General features: G+C 63.4%; 17 protein-coding genes. 13 read left to right on the forward strand and 4 right to left on the reverse strand.

Annotation, left to right across the window (positions count from 1 at the left end):
• The first annotated feature begins 3 nt into the window (after nucleotides 1-3).
• Both ACWBU6_RS02835 and ACWBU6_RS02840 read left to right on the forward strand, forming a co-directional pair.
• Entirely contained in the window at nucleotides 4-1296 is a 1293-nt protein-coding gene (locus ACWBU6_RS02835) for a putative O-glycosylation ligase, exosortase A system-associated (RefSeq protein WP_452647364.1), read from the forward strand.
• Nucleotides 1286-2257 carry a polysaccharide deacetylase family protein gene (locus ACWBU6_RS02840; RefSeq protein ID WP_452647365.1) on the forward strand — a complete coding sequence of 324 codons (972 nt, stop codon included), beginning with the start codon at nucleotides 1286-1288 and terminating at the stop codon, nucleotides 2255-2257. The genes ACWBU6_RS02835 and ACWBU6_RS02840 overlap by 11 nt, the downstream gene beginning before the upstream one ends.
• Here the strand turns inward: ACWBU6_RS02840 and ACWBU6_RS02845 are convergent.
• Entirely contained in the window at nucleotides 2254-2571 is a 318-nt protein-coding gene (locus ACWBU6_RS02845; protein WP_452647366.1) for a hypothetical protein, read from the reverse strand. The genes ACWBU6_RS02840 and ACWBU6_RS02845 overlap by 4 nt on opposite strands.
• A 62-nt stretch (nucleotides 2572-2633) precedes the next feature.
• Between ACWBU6_RS02845 and ACWBU6_RS02850 the strand changes: the two genes are divergently transcribed.
• Together ACWBU6_RS02850 and ACWBU6_RS02855 are read left to right on the forward strand one after the other, a co-directional pair.
• Complete coding sequence (locus ACWBU6_RS02850; RefSeq protein WP_452647367.1) at nucleotides 2634-2891, forward strand: MoaD/ThiS family protein; 258 nt, start codon at nucleotides 2634-2636, stop codon at nucleotides 2889-2891.
• 1 nt (nucleotide 2892) lies between these two features.
• Nucleotides 2893-3981: a WD40/YVTN/BNR-like repeat-containing protein gene (locus tag ACWBU6_RS02855; RefSeq protein WP_452647368.1), complete on the forward strand. Its 1089-nt coding sequence runs from the start codon at nucleotides 2893-2895 to the stop codon at nucleotides 3979-3981.
• On the opposite strand, the gene ACWBU6_RS02860 is transcribed toward ACWBU6_RS02855, so the two are convergent.
• Nucleotides 3974-4585 carry a TetR/AcrR family transcriptional regulator gene (locus ACWBU6_RS02860; protein WP_452647369.1) on the reverse strand — a complete coding sequence of 204 codons (612 nt, stop codon included), beginning with the start codon at nucleotides 4583-4585 and terminating at the stop codon, nucleotides 3974-3976. The two genes, ACWBU6_RS02855 and ACWBU6_RS02860, sit on opposite strands and share 8 nt — an antisense overlap.
• A gap of 125 nt (nucleotides 4586-4710) precedes the next feature.
• On the opposite strand from ACWBU6_RS02860, the gene ACWBU6_RS02865 reads away from it, so the two are divergent.
• From ACWBU6_RS02865 to ACWBU6_RS02880, 4 genes are all read left to right on the forward strand, one after another.
• On the forward strand, nucleotides 4711-5760 hold the full coding sequence (locus ACWBU6_RS02865; protein ID WP_452649519.1) for an MBL fold metallo-hydrolase: 1050 nt from the start codon (nucleotides 4711-4713) through the stop codon (nucleotides 5758-5760).
• A 132-nt stretch (nucleotides 5761-5892) separates the two neighbouring features.
• Complete coding sequence (locus ACWBU6_RS02870; RefSeq protein ID WP_452647370.1) at nucleotides 5893-7002, forward strand: TonB family protein; 1110 nt, start codon at nucleotides 5893-5895, stop codon at nucleotides 7000-7002.
• A gap of 82 nt (nucleotides 7003-7084) precedes the next feature.
• Nucleotides 7085-7939: a TonB family protein gene (locus tag ACWBU6_RS02875; protein ID WP_452647371.1), complete on the forward strand. Its 855-nt coding sequence runs from the start codon at nucleotides 7085-7087 to the stop codon at nucleotides 7937-7939.
• 6 nt (nucleotides 7940-7945) lie between these two features.
• Nucleotides 7946-8101 (forward strand): hypothetical protein, encoded by a 156-nt coding sequence (locus ACWBU6_RS02880; RefSeq protein WP_452647372.1) that lies wholly within the window; start codon nucleotides 7946-7948, stop codon nucleotides 8099-8101.
• Here the strand turns inward: ACWBU6_RS02880 and ACWBU6_RS02885 are convergent, their stop codons facing one another.
• Both ACWBU6_RS02885 and ACWBU6_RS02890 read right to left on the reverse strand, forming a co-directional pair.
• Nucleotides 8102-8422, reverse strand: a complete 321-nt coding sequence (locus ACWBU6_RS02885; protein ID WP_452647373.1) for a hypothetical protein — start codon at nucleotides 8420-8422, stop codon at nucleotides 8102-8104.
• Nucleotides 8423-8585: 163 nt separating this feature from the next.
• A complete protein-coding gene (locus ACWBU6_RS02890) occupies nucleotides 8586-11036 on the reverse strand; it encodes a TonB-dependent receptor (protein ID WP_452647374.1) in 2451 nt (816 codons plus the stop codon).
• A gap of 138 nt (nucleotides 11037-11174) precedes the next feature.
• Between ACWBU6_RS02890 and ACWBU6_RS02895 the strand changes: the two genes are divergently transcribed.
• The 5 genes from ACWBU6_RS02895 to ACWBU6_RS02915 are packed head-to-tail and all read left to right on the forward strand — an operon-like array spanning nucleotide 11175 to nucleotide 17411.
• Nucleotides 11175-12152 (forward strand): LacI family DNA-binding transcriptional regulator, encoded by a 978-nt coding sequence (locus tag ACWBU6_RS02895; protein WP_452647375.1) that lies wholly within the window; start codon nucleotides 11175-11177, stop codon nucleotides 12150-12152.
• Between the two features lie 51 nt (nucleotides 12153-12203).
• A complete protein-coding gene (locus tag ACWBU6_RS02900; protein ID WP_452647376.1) occupies nucleotides 12204-14516 on the forward strand; it encodes a glycoside hydrolase family 65 protein in 2313 nt (770 codons plus the stop codon).
• Complete coding sequence (gene pgmB / locus ACWBU6_RS02905; RefSeq protein ID WP_452647377.1) at nucleotides 14513-15184, forward strand: beta-phosphoglucomutase; 672 nt, start codon at nucleotides 14513-14515, stop codon at nucleotides 15182-15184. Before ACWBU6_RS02900 ends, pgmB begins: the two co-directional genes overlap by 4 nt.
• On the forward strand, nucleotides 15148-16410 hold the full coding sequence (locus tag ACWBU6_RS02910) for an MFS transporter (protein WP_452647378.1): 1263 nt from the start codon (nucleotides 15148-15150) through the stop codon (nucleotides 16408-16410). Before pgmB ends, ACWBU6_RS02910 begins: the two co-directional genes overlap by 37 nt.
• Nucleotides 16407-17411: a substrate-binding domain-containing protein gene (locus tag ACWBU6_RS02915; RefSeq protein WP_452647379.1), complete on the forward strand. Its 1005-nt coding sequence runs from the start codon at nucleotides 16407-16409 to the stop codon at nucleotides 17409-17411. Before ACWBU6_RS02910 ends, ACWBU6_RS02915 begins: the two co-directional genes overlap by 4 nt.
• Nucleotides 17412-17437: the final 26 nt, after the last annotated feature.

Raw genomic sequence — 17437 nt, forward strand, 5'->3', positions numbered from 1 at the left:
GCCATGCGCGACATAATCATCACCCTGATTGTTTTCGGATCGCTGCCGTTCATCTTCAAGCGCCCGTTCAACGGCGCCCTGCTGTGGATCTGGATCAGCGTGATGAACCCGCACACCCAGAGCTGGGGCTTTGCGCAGAGCATGCCGTTTGCGGCCATCATCGCGGGGACGACGATGCTGGCCATGATGGCCAAGCCGAAGGAGGTGGCGCTGCCGAACACGGGATTGACCTGGCTGCTGCTGGCCTTTACAGCCTGGATGTGCCTGTCGACGCTGTTTGCGATCGGTCCCGAAGACCCGTGGCCGGCGCTGGTCAAGGTGCTGAAGATCATGGGCATGACGGTGGTGGTGTCCATGCTGGTGCGCACCCGCAAGGACATCGAAATGACGGTCTGGGCGATCGTGATTTCGCTCGGCTTTTACGGCGTCAAGGGCGGCTTGTTTACCATCCGCAGCGCCGGCGCCTACCGCGTATGGGGCCCGATGGGTACCTTCATCGAAGGCAATAACGAGATCGCGCTGGCGCTGATCATGGTCGTGCCGCTGATGATGTTCCTGGTGCCGCTGATCGCCAACCGCTGGGGCAAGCGGGCGATGTGGATGGCGGCAGGCCTGTGTGCGCTCGCTTCCCTGGGCTCCTATTCGCGCGGCGCAGCCCTGGCGCTGGCCGCCATGCTGGCCTTCCTGTGGCTCAAGAGCCATGAAAAAATGAAACTGGGCGTGCTGCTGCTGGTGCTGGCGCCGCTGGCGCTGATATTCATGCCGGAGCAATGGCATGCCCGCATCGATACCATCAATACCTATGAGCAGGATGGTTCGGCGATGGGGCGCATCAACGCCTGGCGGATGGCCATCAACCTGGCGGCCGACCACCCCCTGTTCGGAGGCGGCTTCCAGATCTACAACAAGTTCATATTCCAGCTCTATGCTCCCGTGCCGGACGACATACACGCTGCGCACAGCATTTACTTCCAGGTGCTCGGCGAACATGGCTACGTCGGCCTGCTGCTGTTCCTGCTGATGTACCTGGTGGTGTGGCGCAACGGGGCGTGGGTGATCAGGCAGGCCGACAAGATTCCGGAACTGGAATGGGCGACGCGCCTGGTGCGCATGCTGCAGGTCAGCCTGGTCGGCTTCATGGTCGGCGGAGCCTTCCTCAGCCTGGCCTATTTCGACGTGCCTTACTACATCATGGTGCTCATGATGGCGACCCGCCTGGCGGTCGAGCGGATGCTGAAGGAACGCGCCGCCAATCCGCCTGTGCGGCAGCTGGAGGAGGCGCAAGGTGTGGCTTAAGCAGCAGCTTGAGCAAGGCGCGCTGTCGCTGCTGTCGGGCGGCGGGCGGCGGGCCCCGGCGATCCTGATCTACCATCGCGTATTGCCGGTGGCGGATCCGCTATTTCCCGGCGAGGTGCATCGCGAGCAGTTCAGCCGCCAGCTTGGCTGGCTCAAATCGCGCTTCAATGTGCTGCCTCTGCTGGAGGCGGTGCGCCTGGCGGAACAGGGGCGCCTGCCGCCGCGCAGCGCCTGCATCACCTTCGATGACGGCTACGCGGACAACGCGGAAGTCGCGCTGCCGGTGCTGCAGCAGCATGGCTTGCACGCCACCTTTTTCATCGCCACCGGTTTCCTCGATGGCGGCCGCATGTGGAACGATACCGTGATCGAGTCGGTGCGCCGCGCGCCGGGCGAGCAATTCGATGCGAGCGCGCTCGGCCTCGGACGGCACGCCATCGATAGCTGGGATGCGCGCCGCAACACGATCGGCGCCCTGATCGGCCAGCTCAAATACCTGCCGCTGGAACAGCGGCTGCAGGAGGTCGGCAAGCTGGCCAGCCTGGCCCGCGCGGAGTTGCCACGCGACCTGATGATGAGCAGCGAGCAGTTGCGCCAGCTGCACGCGGCCGGCATGGGCATCGGCGGCCACACTGTCAATCATCCCATCCTGGCGCGCTTGCCGGCGGCAGAAGCGCGGCAGGAAATCGCCCAGGGCAGGGCAGCGCTGGAGGCGACGCTTGAGGCCCCGGTGCGGGTGTTTGCCTACCCGAACGGCAAGCCGGGCCAGGATTACCTGCCCGAGCACGTCGCCATGGTGCGCGAGCTGGGCTTTGAGGCAGCCGTGTCGACCGCGTGGGGCGCCAGCCGCGGCGACACGGACTGGTACCAGCTGCCGCGCTTCACGCCCTGGGACCAGGGCATCGGCAAGTTCGGCTTGCGCCTGGCGCGCAATATGCTCCAGCCGGCCGAGCGCGTTTAAGCGCCGTCGCTGCCGCCCTTGCGCAGGCGCGCCAGCAGGGTGGCAGTCTGGTCATTGAGCGGCAGGCCGTGGCGCCGCAACAGCTGCACGTGCAGGACCAGGTTCTCCAGCACCAGCTTGGCCGCCACCGCCAGCAAGGTCAGGCGGCGGTCTTCTTCGCTGAAGCTTTCCATGGCGTCGGCCATTTCGCACAAATGGTTGGCGACCAGCTCGCGCAATTCCTGCTCATCGAAGGGCAGGTCGGCAAAATCGATCGGGTCCTCCTGCTCAACCTCGTGCATCAGCAGTTCGAGTTCCTGCGGGGTGATGCCCATGTGTGGCTCCGGTTATGCACACGGAATAATTGTAGGCCAAAGCGCGCTAGAATAGCTTTCCCATGGCCCAGATCATCTTCACCCAGCAGTTGGCGCGCTTCCTGCCAGTTCCGACCTTGGCGACGCAGGCGGCCACTTTACGCGCCGCGCTGGACGGGGCCTTTGCTGCAAACCCGCGCCTGGGGGCCTACGTCCTGGACGAACAGGGCCGCCTGCGTGCCAACGTCGTGGTATTCATCGATGGCAGGCGCAGTGAACTCGATGAGCCGCTGCGCAGTGATTCCAAGATCTACGTGCTGCAAGCCTTATCCGGAGGATGACATGGCAGACCGCGCTTACCTAGCAAGCCGCAAGGGCTTGTTCGAACTGGCTTACCGCAATGGCGAATGGCGGCTGGAGGGCGACAAGTCCTTCTTCGGCGACCCGGTGTCGATGGTGCTGCATGACGCACGCGACGGCGCCACCTATGCCTGCCTTAACCTGGGCCACTTCGGCGCCAAGCTGCACCGGCGCGATGCCGGCAGTGCCGAGTGGAAGGAAATCGCGGTGCCGGCCTATCCACCCAAGCCGCAGGACAGCAGCGACAAGCTTGACTGGACACTCAAGCAGATCTGGTCGCTGGAAACGGGCGGGCAGGACCAGCCCGGCGTGCTGTGGGCCGGCACCCTGCCGGGTGGCCTGTTCCGTTCCGACGACCGCGGCGAAAGCTGGCAACTGGTGGAATCGCTGTGGAACGTCCCTGAGCGCGCGCAATGGTTTGGCGGCGGTTACGACGTGCCTGGCATCCACAGCATCTGCGTCGACCCGCGCGACAGCAACTCGGTCCTGGTCGGCGTGTCCTGCGGCGGCGCCTGGCTGACGCGCGATGGCGGCGCCAGCTGGCAGCTGCGCACCAAGGGCATGGCGGCGCGCTACATGCCGCCTGAGATGCAGGATGCCGGCGCGGTGCAGGACCCGCACCGCATCGTGCGCTGTGCCGCCGAGCCGGATGTGCTGTGGTGCCAGCACCATAACGGCATCTGGCACTCGCGCAATAACGGTGACAGCTGGGAAGAGATCACGGCGCCGCTGTCGAGCTTTGGTTTCGCGGTGGCGGTGCATCCGCGCGATGGCAACACAGCCTGGTTCGCGCCGGCCGTGGCCGACCAGCAGCGCGTGCCGGTGGAAGCGGCGCTGGCGCTCAACCGCACCGCCGATGGCGGCGCCAGCTTCAGCACCCTGCGCGGCGGGCTGCCGCAGGAGCATTGCTACGACTTGGTGTACCGCCACGGGCTGGCGGTGGCCGACGACGGCAAGACCTTGCTGATGGCATCGACCACCGGCGGTGCCTGGCTGTCCACCAACGGTGGCGAACACTGGCAAACCATTTCCACCACGCTGCCGCCGGTGTACGCGGTGCGCTTCAATTGACGCCGTAGTAGGACAGGAACATCTCGACGGTGGCGGTGATGACCGCCTCCTGTTCCTGCGGTGTCAGCGGCTTCTTGCCCATCGCCACCTGGGGCCATAGCGCAAACGATTTCAGCTGTCCCTGCAGCATGTGCGACATGAAGGCCGGGTCGCCCGCCTTCAGCACCTTGTCTTCCTGTGCCGCACGCAGGAAGCTGGCCACGCCTTCTTCCTTCTTGCCCAGCCTGGTCATCATGTCGCCGGCGCGCTGCGGCGCATGGATCGCTTCCGCGATGGCGACGCGCACCAGGTCGAGGAAGTAAGCGTCGCGCAGCATGGCCATTTTCTGCCGCATCAGTTCCAGCAACTGCGGTTTGAGCGGCTGGCCTTGCCGGTAAGCGATGGCGTTCAGGGCGGCACTGCAATCCCACAGCTCCTGCAGGATCTGCTCGAACAGCTCGTCCTTGCTGGCGAAGTGGTTGTACACCGTGCGTTTGGAAACATTTGCCGCGGCGGCGATGCGGTCCATGCTGGTGGCTTCAAAGCCCCGCGCGCGGAATTCTGCGATGGCGGCCGTGATGATGGCGGCACGCTTGCGGTCTGTGAGTTTGTCGGGTTGGTTCATAAAAAATATTTTACACCGGGTAGTTTACTTTTCCCAAAGGCGAAACTACACTGTGTAGTGTAATTCATTTGCCGCTTTGGCGACCGGACATGAAACCAACCTTGCTGATTGGAGCGCTTTTCATCATGACTTGCCTGACCTATAAGGCCGCCGATTCCCGTCCTGCGTATCAGAACGACGCGCCGCGCCAGCAGCCGGGTTTGCTCAAGACCCTGAAGATTTTCTGGGACTTCACCTTCCACAAGCCGGCCCACACCGTGCCCGGCCATGCATTGCCGGTGCAAGCGCTCACTCGCGAGCAATTGCTGGCGGCGCCGGACAATACCCTGTTCCGCCTGGGGCATTCGACAATCCTGCTGAAGCTCAATGGCGAATTCTGGCTGACCGATCCGGTGTTCTCCAGGCGCGCCTCGCCCGTGCAGTGGGCCGGCCCGGCGCGTTTCCACGCGCCACCGCTCAGCATTGCCGAGCTGCCGGCGATCAAGGGCGTGATCCTGTCGCACAACCACTACGACCACCTCGATTACGCCGCCATCCGCGAACTGGAAGCCAAGACCGAATTGTTCCTGGCACCGTTGGGCGTGGGCGACACCCTGCTCTCCTGGGGCGTGCCGGCAGAGAAAGTGCGCCAGCTTGGATGGTGGGAATCGGTGTCGGCCGGCAGCCTGCAGCTGACGGCCACCCCGGCCCAGCACTTCTCCGGCCGCACCCTGTGGGACAGCAACAAGACGCTGTGGGCCTCGTGGGTGATCGACAGCGGCGGCCTGAAAGTGTTCTTCAGTGGCGACACCGGCTACTTCAAGGGGTTCAAGGAAATCGGCGAACGCTTCGGCCCATTCGACCTGACCCTGATGGAGACCGGCGCCTATGACCCGCAATGGCCGGACATCCATATGCAGCCGAAGGAAACGATGCAGGCCCATATCGACCTGCGCGGCAAGGTGATGCTGCCGATCCACAACGGCACCTTCGACCTGGCCATGCATCGCTGGGACGACCCGTTCGAACAGATCACCGCCCTGGCTGCCGCCCGCGGCCAGACCCTGGCAACGCCGATGATCGGCGCCCCTTTGTCCATCGCTGCCCCGCAGCCGACCGGCGCCTGGTGGCGCCCTTCTGAAGGAAAAGACCATGCACCCGTACCAGCAATTCCTGGCGATGTGGCGGCGTACTAGTGGCCCGCCGCCAGTGCCCCGGACGCCAACTGTTCCCCCTGCAGGCGCCACGGCGCAAGGCAAAGTTTGTTGATTGAAAGCATTGATACCGTATGGTAAAGTCGGCTGTTAATAATTTGCTAAAAGCCGATAATGAAACTGAAGGGGTTGGTGGGAGTACTGCTGGGCTTGGCGGCATTGACCGCGCGCGCAGACCAGGAACAGCGGTTGGCGGACGGTGCTGCCGAGCCAGCCGTGCAGCGGGCCAGCGGCGCAGCCGGCCAGAACGCCATTGCGCCGATAACTGTTATGCAGCCGCCGGCGCCGCCCGGCAAGCGTACTCCTGCCGTGGTGGACTTTAGGTCCTGCAGCAAGCCTGTCTGGCCAAGGCAAGCCTTGCGCGAGGAGCAGACTGGCACGGCTACACTGCGTTTCCTGATCGGCGCGGACGGTTTTGTGGAGAACTCGCAGCTTGAACTCACCAGTGGCTATCCGCTGCTGGATTTTGCTGCCCTGGAAGGAATTGAGCGCTGCCGCTTCAAGGCGGCCACGGTCAATGGTGTGCCGCAAGCGGGATGGCAGCGGATGCAGTATGTGTGGACGCTGGAAGGCGATCCGAAAGATGACGGACCCGCCCTAGCCAAATGGCAGCAGGCTATCGAGCTGGGCGATGCCGATGCGCGCTACCGGATGGCGCTGCACCAGTTAAAGGGCGGCAATACCCTGATTGCCAGGAATGCTGCGGCGGCGCTGGCGACGCTTGCCGCCCTGGCCGACGCCGGCATGGCACAAGCGCAGGAACTGCTGGGTATCGCCTATTTGGGGCATGGCGTTCCGCGCGACGCGGCCCAGGCGGCCAAATGGTTGCGCAAGGCTGCCGAGCAGAATGCGACAGCTGCGCAGTTTTCGCTGGCCCGCCTGCTGCAGGCGGGCGACGGCGTACAGCGTAATGAACGCGAGGCGATCGCATGGTATGAAAAGGCCGGGCGAGGCGGCCTCCCGCAAGCTGACCTCGCCATATCGGAAATGATGTTGAATTCCACTGAACAAGCCGCGGTGGCGCGTGCCGTCGAGTTGCTGCGAAAACAAAGCCACCCGCGCGCGCAGTACCTGCTGGCCGAATGCTATGAAAATGGCCGCGGCGTGCCGCAAGACACGGCGCGGGCCAGGGAGCTGTACCAATTGGCAGCCAGAGGCGGGCAAGCCAAGGCGCGCCTGGCGCTGCAGCGACTGGGCGAACCCATGCCGCAGAAAGGCGCGTGACCGGGCCAATATTGAGCATGCCCAAGGCAGGCAGAGTCGTGTTACAGTGAGTTAATGTTAACTTCCTGCTAAGTGACTGCCAATGCCCTTGCTGAAAATCCTGCCCGTCCTGTTGGCAAGTCTGGCGGCCCTGCCAGCCCAGGCAGACAGCGTCGGACCTATCGACCGGAGTGCCGCGAAGCAGATTACCGCTGACCTGAAGACTTGCGCCAAGCCGGCATGGCCGAAGGAGGCGCTGGGTAAGGAGCACGCCGGCACGGTCACGTTGGCCTTCCTGGTCGGCCTGGAGGGCAAGGTGCTGGAATCGCGCGTTGCAAAGTCGAGCGGACACGTCCAGCTGGACCTGGCCGCGCAGGACGGCCTGGCCAAGTGCCAGTTCACGCCGCCGGAAAGCGTGGGCCGCACGGAACCGACCTGGACCACGATGCAATATGTCTGGGCCATCGAGGCGAAAAAGACGCCGGCACCATTGCAAGCCGACTTGGAAAAGGATCAGGCGCTGGCAACGCAAGGCGATGCCGATGCCATGTACCGCCTGAGCGTGGCCTATGCGAGCCGCCTCGGCACCGAACGCAATGTCGACGAATCCATGCGCTGGCTGCGCAAGTCTGCCGAGCTGGGTCATCCCATCGCCCAGGAGACTTTGGGCTACATGTTGATTCGGGGTAAGAACACGCCAATGAATGCCGAGGAAGGCTGGGCCTGGACGGAAAAAGCGGCTGCCCAAGGCCGCCACCAAGCCCAAATAGCGGTGGCCATGTCGCTGCTGAGCGGGCAGGGCAGGGCCCCCAACCCGGCGCGCGGGCGAGTCCTGCTGGAGAAGTTTATTGCGGAGGGAAACACCAAGGCCTTGGGGCTGCTGGGGGTGTGGCTGCTGGGCGCAGGCGGCGCGCCGCAGCAGGGCTTGAAGCTGCTCGAGGAGGGGGCCGGGAAATAAGACCCTATGGCGCAGTTCGTTCTCGGCGAGGCGCTGGAAAAGGGAGAACTGCTGCCGCAGGATAATGCCCGCGCGCAGGAGCTCTACAAGCGGTCGGCGGCAGGCGGCTACCCGCCGGCAGCGCGCGCCTTGGCCCGCCTGCAGCTGCCGGCAAAAAATTGATCAGACCGCGATACTGATCAGCTTGCCGATCGCCTGGCCCAGGGTATTGATCGACGGCGGCGCCGGCAGTATGCCCGATGGGATGCGTTCTTCGATGGCATTGTCGAGGCGCGGTGCGGCGAGCGCCGGTGTGGCGGCGGCTTCGGCGCGCCGGCTTGCGAGCTGAGCACGGGAAAGGTCCTGGCTGTCGCGCTCAAGCGTTGCGCGGCTTTGGTCGAGGCGATCTTCATCTTGCGCGACCCGGTCGCGATCTTGCTGCACCTTGCGTTCAGCAAATGCCGCGGCAGTCTGCAGCGCATTGATGGAAATTGGCGAGACCACGCATCTACCCTTCGTCGCAACCTTTCACTCAGGCACCATCGTCAGCTTAGGCGAAATCCAGGGCGAATGCTAGAGCTTCGTTTGCAAGCGAAAAAAAGGGCGCCGCAGCCTTGGAAAATCCTGCGACGCCCGGAGGGGAACTGCTTACGAGGGAGGGTGCTGCTTAAAAGCGGTAGGCCAGCGAGAGCTCCCAGCTGCGGCCGAACAGTGGGCGGGCATTGATCGGGCCGCTGCCACCGGTGGTCAGACGCGAGTTACCTTCAGTCAGGCCAAGTTCGTTGCTCATGTTGTTGCCGCTCAGGCGGATTTCGATCTTGTCGCCGATGGTGAACAGCGCGCCCAGGTCCACCGTCTTGTACGAAGGCAGGTATTGCAGGTTGGCCTGGTCGGCCCAGCGGTCGCCCACGTAGGTGTAGGTGCCGTACAGCTTGAGCGAATTGTTCTCGCCCATCGGGATCCGGTAAGTCGGTGTGAAGCGGTACTGCAGCTTAGGCTGGCGCTGTACCAGCTTGCCTTCAGTGAGCGGGTTGTCCTTGTACTTGGAATCCTGCCAGTTGCCGGACAGGCTGAGCGACAGGTCGCGGATCGGGCGCACTGCCAGTTCCACTTCCACGCCGTCGCCTTTGGAGCCGGACACCGAGTTCAGGATGGTGCCGTTGGACAGGATCTGCTGGAAGGCGATGCCTTCGAAGTCGGTATGGAAGTAGTTGATGTAGGCGCTGTACAGCTGGCCTGCGGTCTTGAAGCCCAGTTCGTACTGCTTGATCTTCGGGGTCGGCAGGAAGCTGCGGTCATTGACCTTGGCCTGGGTGCCGGCATTGCGCAAGTCGTCGAAGGCGATGAAGGTGCGGCCCATATTGGCACGGGCGAACACGCTCATATCCTTTGCCAGCTTGTAGTTGCCGCCAATGGTGAAGCTGTTGGCCGAGTCGGTGCGGCTGAGCGCCGTGTTGGCGCCGGTCGGCATCGAGGTATTGTTGTTGTAGACGGTCAGCGGGTTGTTGTCGGTGTCGCCCGTGGCCAGGTTGGCGATCGTCGCATCGAGCTTCTGGCGCTCGCGGCGAATGCCGCCGTCGATCTTGACCCTATCGTTGACCTTCCATTCGTTGGCGATGAACAGCGCGGTATTGCTGCCGTCGTAGGAAGCGACCGGCGCGTAAAACACGCTGCCGTCCTTGCCGTTGTTGGACACGATGACACCGTTGTCCAGCCTGACGTTGATCAGGCGCGCATTCGGAACGGCCGTCATCAGGTGGCTGCTGCCCAGATACCACACGTCATCCGAAGAGTAGTTGGCGAAGTAGCCGCCCACGGTCAGGGTGTTGTCCTTGATCCATTCCTTGCTGACGCGGATTTCGTCCGTGAACGATTTCAGTTTTTTCTCGACTGCCCAGAGGCCGGCCTGCACGACTTGCTGGTCGCCTGCGACCGCTGTGCCATCGAGGTAAGTTGCGGTGGCGCTGCTGCCGCCGTTGGCCGCCAGCGCGGCAGTGTTGTAAGCCGACATGGACAGCGGATTGTTACCGGTGAACATGGCGATGGTGTTCAGGTCGCCGTCCAAGTGGTTGAACTTGTTGGAGACGTTCCAGCCATTGAAGCTCTGTTCGAATTCCATGCCGAGCACGGTGGATTTCAGGCCGCGGCCATCGCCCAGGTCGTAATTGAGGGTCTTGCCGGGTGCGGCTTCGACAGTGAAGCGGCGCATTTCATTGCTCATCAAAGTGCCCTTGAGCGGGTCGAAGCCAGGGAATTCCGAGATGGTGCGGCCCTCGTCGCTGGAGATCAGCGGCACGCCGGTGTAGAAGGCGTTCTTGTCGTCGGTGCGGCGCAGGTAGAAAGTAGCTTCGCCCTGGTCCAGCTTGCGGGTCAGGGTAGCGGTGACCTGAGCGCCGTCATCGGAAGGGAAGCCGGCATCGCGCACACCGTGGGTGTTGCGGTAGAAGCCGCCGATGGTGCCGTACCAGCCATCGGAGATCTTGCCGCCGTAGAAGACATCGACGCGGCGCAGTTCTCCGGTGCCGGTGGTGAAGCGTACCGAGCCTTCCGGCGTGTCGGTGCCTTTTTTCAGGATGAAGTTCATCGTCGCGCCCGGCTGGCCACTGGAAAAGATGGTGCTTGGACCGCCGCGCAGCACTTCCACGCGCTCGATGGTGTCATCCAGGCGGAAGGCCGAGGAGCCTTCGAAGAACGACAGGGTGGAGACCGGATACAGCGGGTTGCCCTGCATTTGCACCGACACGAAAGGAGAGTCGGAGCCGGAAGGGAAGCCGCGCACCTGGATATTGGCGCCGGACTGGCCGCCGGTCGATTCGGCAAACGCGCCCGGCACCAGCTTCATGACGTCGGCGGTGCTGATCGGGGCGGCTTGTTTGAGCTGTTCTTCCGACGCGGTGGTGATGGAGAAGGCGGAATCGAGTTTGCGCACGCCGCGGGCCGATGCCACGCCGGTCACGACCACTTGCTGGATTTCTTTCTGGACGGCGGCATCTGCCGCAGCCGGTGCAGCTTCCGCCGTGGCTTGCTGGCCTTCCTGTTCCGCGGCCTGGGCCTGGCCGATCAAGGTCAGTACAGCGATGGAAATGGACGACAACAGGAATTTCCGATGGTTTTTCATACGTGTCTCTTCTTTCGTTTTATGTGATTCGGCTCCAAGGCCTGACCATTGAATCAAGAAATGATATCGATGTCAATCTAAATGTTATCGATGTCATTTTGTTGTTGCAGGGTTTGGAAATCTGTCATAATGCCCCGCATGGCTGTCAATAAAACTATGGAAGACCTCGCCAAACTGGCAGGGGTTTCGAAAATTACCGTGTCGCGCGCCCTGCGTGGCAGTCCCCTCGTCACGGCAGAAACGCGGGAGAAAGTGCGCCAGATCGCGGCAGCCCAGGGCTACCGCCTGAACGTGAGCGCGCGCAACCTGCGCATGGGGCGTTCGTACTCGGTGGCAGTGGTGGTGGAAATGACACCCGAAAAGGGGCGGCCGATGTCCGACCCTTACCCGCTGGAACTGCTGGGCGGGATCACGCAGGAGCTGACCACCGCCGGCTACAGCGTGGTGCTGACCTCGCGCCAGTTGCTGGATACCGCCCCGGTGCAAGGCGCCGACGGCTTGATCCTGCTGGGCCAGGGTTCGCATGGCGAAGCGGTGACCGCGCTCAAAAAGCGCAGCCAGCCGCTGGTGGTGTGGGGTGCCCCCGGCGCGGGTTCCGACACCGTGGTGGTCGGCAGTGACAACCGCAAGGGCGGTGTCAGCGTCGCCCAGCGCTTCATCGAACTGGGCCGCAAGAAGCTGTTGTTCCTTGGCGACGTGGACCACGCCGAGGTGCAGGAACGCTGCGCCGGCTTTATCGACGCGCTGGGAGGGCAGGGGAGCGTGCACATCATGCGGCCGAAGGCATTTACGTTCGAAGCCGGCTTTGATTGCCTGGACTCCCTGCTGAAGAAGAAAGGCTTGTCGTTCGACGGCGTGTTTGCCGCCAGCGACTTGCTGGCGATGGGCGCGATCCGTGCGCTGGCCGAGCGCGATGTGCGTGTGCCGGAGCAGGTATCCGTCATCGGGTATGACGACACACCGGGCGCCGTAAGCTTCGTGCCGCCGCTGTCCAGCGTGCACCAGTACCTGCGCGATGGCGGCGTATTGTTGGCGAAGAAGATGCTGGACTTGCTGGAGGGGCGTCCGGTGACTTCCGAAACCTTGCCCACCGCACTGATCGTCCGCGCCACCTGAAAATTTTTTATACCGAATCCAAACCGGTTTGAATGAACCAGAAGGAAGAAGATGCAGCACACTTACCCCCTCGATGCCTGGTGTATCCGCGAAACGTCCTGCGACGCGGAGTCGAATTTCCTGGATGAGACCCTGTTCGCTTTGGGCAACGGCTATATCGGGCTGCGCGGCACGCCGGAAGAAGGTTATGGCGGCCCGGCGGGCACCTCCCTCGATGGCAGCTACCTGAACGGCTTCTACGAATCGGAGCCGATCCAGTATCCCGAAAATGCATACGGACTGGCGCGCAACAACCAGTTCATGCTGAATGTGCCGAACGCCAAAGGCATCGCACTGTGGCTTGGCGAGGAGCGTTTCGACCTGCTGCAAGGCCGTGTGGAGAGCTATGAGCGCCGCCTCGACTTCCGCACCGGCTTGCTCGAGCGCGACATCGTCTGGCAAGCGCCGTCCGGCCGCCGCCTGCAGCTGCGCAGCCGCCGCCTGGTCAGCTTCGCCAGCAAGCACCTGTTTGCGATTGAGTTCATGGTGACGCCGCTTGGCTTTGACGGCGCTTTACGGCTGGAGTGCACGGTGGATGGCGTGGTGCGCAACCTGGAAGCTGGCGACGACCCGCGTGTCGGATCCGCCACGACCGGCCCGGCGCTGGCGCTGGCCGGCACCGAACTGGCGCCGCACTTCGCCGCCCTGCTGCAGCGCACCCACAACAGCGGCTTCACGCTGGTGACGGCCGCCGCACAGGTGATCGACGCACAGCATATCTTCGCGCAGCGTGCCGAAGGATCGCGGCTGGTGCAGTCGTATGCGGTCGATGCGCGCGATGGGCAGGCCGTGCGGCTGGTGAAGTACGGCTGCTATTACAGCTCGCGCGATTATGCCGCGGATGAACTGCTGGCGCGTTCGCGCGCCGAACTGGAGGCCGCGCGCGGCCTGGGCTTTGACAAGCTCGCCGCGCAGCAGGAAGCCTACCTGGCCGACTTCTGGGCCCAGGCAGACGTCGAGGTGGCGGGCGACGACGCGCTGCAGCAAGGCATCCGTTTCAACCAGTTCCACCTGCTGCAGTCGGTAGGCCGCGACGGCAAGACCAATATCTCCGCCAAGGGCGTGACGGGCGAGGGCTACGAAGGCCACTACTTCTGGGATACGGAGATCTACATCTTCCCCTTCTTCCTGTACAACAAACCCGAGATCGCGCGCAAGCTGCTGGAATACCGCTATGCAGGCCTGCCAGCCGCCCGCGAACGCGCCCGCCAGATGTCGCATGCCAAAGGTGCGCTGTACCCGTGGCGCACGATCGCCGGCGAGGAATGCTCGGCCTATTTCCCAGCCGGCACCGCGCAATACCACATCAACGCCGACGTGGCCTACTCGATCAAGCAGTACATGGACGCCACCGGCGACGACGCCTACCTGCTGCAGTACGGCGCCGAGATTCTGCTTGAGACCGCGCGCATCTGGCTCGGCATCGGCAGCTACAACCGAGCCGGCGCGTTTGTGATCAATGAGGTGACAGGGCCGGACGAATACACCGCGCTGGTAAACAACAACTACTACACCAACGCGATGGCAAAGCTGCATATGCAGTTCGCCGCTTCGGTGGCCGAGCGCATCGCGGGTGAATACCCGCAAGACTGGGCGCGCATCGCGGCCGCTGTTGCGCTGGGCGAAGGCGAGTTGGAGGAATTCCGCCGCGCCGCTGCTGCGATGTTGCTGCCATACGACGCGGCACTCGGCGTTCACCCGCAGGACGACAGCTTCCTCGACAAGAAGGTGTGGGACTTCGCCGGAACGCCAGCCGACAAGTACCCGCTGCTGCTGAATTACCACCCGATGGTGATCTACCGCCACCAGGTCTGCAAACAGGCCGACGTGGTGCTGGCGCTGCTGCTACTGAGTGAGCAGTTCACCCTGGAAGACAAAAAACGCGACTTCGACTACTACGAAGCGGTGACGACGCACGATTCATCGCTGTCGTCCTGCATCTTCAGCATCATCGCCTCGGAAGTCGGGTACGAGGGCAAGGCTTACGACTACTTCATGGAGACCGCCCGCCTCGACCTGGATAACACGCACGGCAATACCCACTACGGCGTGCACACCGCCGCCATGGCCGGCACCTGGCTCGGCGTGGCATACGGCTTCGGCGGCATGCGCGTGGCGGATGGCGAGGTACGGTTCGCGCCGACACTGCCGAAGCAGTGGCAGCACTACCAGTTCCGCATCCACCTGCGCGGCAGCCTGTTGCAGATTCGCGTCAGCCCCGGCGGCACGCAATACACGCTGCTGCGCGGCGAGGGCCTGGCCTTCCAGCACCGCGGCGTGCCCGTCACCGTTACCCCGGCCGCGCCGGTTCAGGAGCTTGCATGAAAGCCGTTATCTTCGACCTTGATGGCGTGATCACCGATACCGCCCACTACCATTTCCTGGCCTGGCAAAAGCTGGCGCAGTCGCAGCAGGTGCATTTCGACGAAGCCTTCAATGAACACCTGAAGGGCATTGACCGCATGGGCTCCCTGGAGCTGATACTGGCTGGCGCGCCACGCAGCTATAGCGACGCGGAGAAGCTGGCGCTGGCAGACACCAAGAACGAGCATTACAAGACCCTGATCGCCGAAATGTCGCCCGCCGACCTGCTGCCAGGCGCGGTGGAGGCGCTGGACTGGTGCCGCGCGCAAGGCTTGAAGGTGGGCCTTGCATCGGTCAGCAGGAACGCCTTCACGGTGCTGGAAAGCCTCGGCATCACTGAGAAGTTCGACTATGTCGTAGACGCGGCGACGATCGCGCGCGGCAAACCCGATCCCGAAATCTTCCTGCGCGCCGCGTCGGAACTGGGCGTAGACCCGGCCGATTGTGTTGGCGTGGAGGACGCCGTCGCCGGCGTGACCGCCATTAAGGCGGCCGGCATGGTTGCCATCGGCGTAGGCCAGGCGGCCACGCTGTGGCAGGCGGACACGGTGATCCCGGGACTGCAGCAATTCAAAAATACAATGGAGACACTATGCAAAACCGGCGCATCATCTGGGTCCTGTTCCTGATCTATTTCACGTTTGCCATCCTGCTCAACAGCGTTGGCACGGTGATCCTTCAGGTCATCAACAACTACGGCGTCAGCAAGTCCGCCGCCAGCGTGCTGGAAGGCTTCAAGGATTTGCCGATTGCCGTGGTGTCCTTCCTGGTGGCGAGCTTCCTGCCGCGCATCGGGTACAAGAAGGCGATGCTGGCAGGGCTTGCCATTGTCACGGCGGCCTGCCTGACGATGCCAATGCTGCCTTCCTTCCTCACCACCAAGATGCTGTTCCTGTGCGTCGGCGTTTCCTTCGCCCTGGTCAAGGTGTCGGTCTACTCTACGCTGGGCCTGGTGGCAGCCGACCGCCGCCAGCACGCAGGCATCATGAATACGCTGGAAGGCTTCTTCATGGTTGGCGTGCTGTGTGCCTATTGGATATTCAGCTTCTTCATCGACTCCGACAACCCGCGCTCTCAAAGCTGGCTGCATGTGTACTGGGTCCTGGCCGCCCTGTGCGCGCTGACCTTTGCACTGCTGTTCGTCACACCATTCGACGAACGCCTGGCCGCGCCACCGGAAGCACGCAGCCTGCCGCAGGAGTTTGCGGCGATGCTCAAGCTGTTTTTCAAGCCGCTCGTGTGCGTATTCGTGCTGACAGCGTTCCTGTATGTGCTGATCGAACAGAGTGTCGGCACCTGGCTGCCGACCTTCAACAATGAGATCCTGCACTTGCCGGCCGCCATGAGCGTGCAAGTCACCAGCATCTTTGCCGCGTGTCTTGCCGTTGGCCGGCTTTCCGCCGGGGTGCTGATGCGCCGGGTGAACTGGTATCCGGTGATGAACGGCTGCCTGCTCGGCATGGGGGCCGTGGTGCTGATCGCGCTGCCGATGACACACGACGTGGTGGTCGCGCCGGGCGCGGGATGGCTGGATGCGCCCCCGGCGGCCTTCGTGTTCCCACTGATTGGGCTGTTCATGGCCCCGGTCTACCCCGGCATCAATTCCGTGATGCTCAGCTCCCTGCCCAAGCACCAGCATTCGGCAATGACTGGCCTGCTGGTGATCTTCTCCGCACTCGGGGGCACCACCGGTTCGCTGATCACCGGTTATGTGTTTGGCGCCTTCAGCGGCCATTTCGCGTTCTACCTGACGCTGGTGCCGATTGCGATCGTGCTGGTGACGCTGTACTTTTTCAAACGTGCGGTGGACGGGACGGACGGCGGGCCGGATGCACCCGCTATAATTTCGCAATGAACTTGAAGAGCCTCGCCGACAAACTCGGCATGTCCAAGACTACCGTCAGCCGCGCACTGAACGGCTATCCCGAAGTCAGCGAGCTGACGCGCGAGCGCGTGCTGCGCGCCGCGCGCGAGTCGGGCTACGAGGCCAACCCCATGGCACGCAGCCTGGCTGTTGGGCGCAGCAATGTGCTCGGCACCATCTATCCCTTGCTGCCGGCCGATCTTGGCGATGCCATGTTCCTCGAAGTGGTGGGCGGCATGTCGGAGGCGCTTGAGCAAAAGCGCATGAACTTTATCATCGCGCCGGTGTCGCCAGCGAACGAGATGCCGTCTTATGAGCAAATGGTGCGCGGCCGCCGCGTCGACGGCCTGGTAGTCAGCCGCACGCTGGTGCATGACGAACGCATAGCCTATCTGGTGCGGGCCGGATTCCCCTTCATTGCCCACGGACGCACCCAGCTCGACGCGCCGTATGCCTGGTTCGACTACGACAACAAGGCCGGCATCCGCATGGCGCTGGAGCGTTTGCTCTCGCTGGGCCACCAGCGCATCGCCATGATCAGCGCGCCGCTGGCGATGAACTTCTCCGCCCAGCGCCGGGCCAGCTTCCTGGCGACGCTGGCCGGCGCCGGCCTGGCAGCCGATCCGCGCCATCTGGTAGACGACTGCATCGACCGCCGCGCCGGCCACGCCGCCGTGCAGGCACTGCTGGCCACGACGCCACGCCCTACCGCCATCGTCGTCGACAATCACCTCGCCGGTGTGGGCGCAGTGCGCGCGCTGCTCGACGCAGGCGCCAAGATCGGCAAGGATATTTCCCTGATCGTGTGGGGCAGCATGGCCGACACGCTGGCCGACATCGACGTCACCACCATTGACCAGCCCAACGCCCGCGCCGCCGGCGCAAGAATGGCCGATATGCTCCTGGCCCTCATCAATGGCAAGCCTGCGGCCGATTTGCAGGAGCTGTGGCAGCCAGTTCTGACTGCCGGTGCAACTGTTGGTACTTCATGATCTGACACAGCTCAAACCAGCCATAT

It is taken from the genome of Pseudoduganella sp. HUAS MS19 (assembly GCF_053615455.1).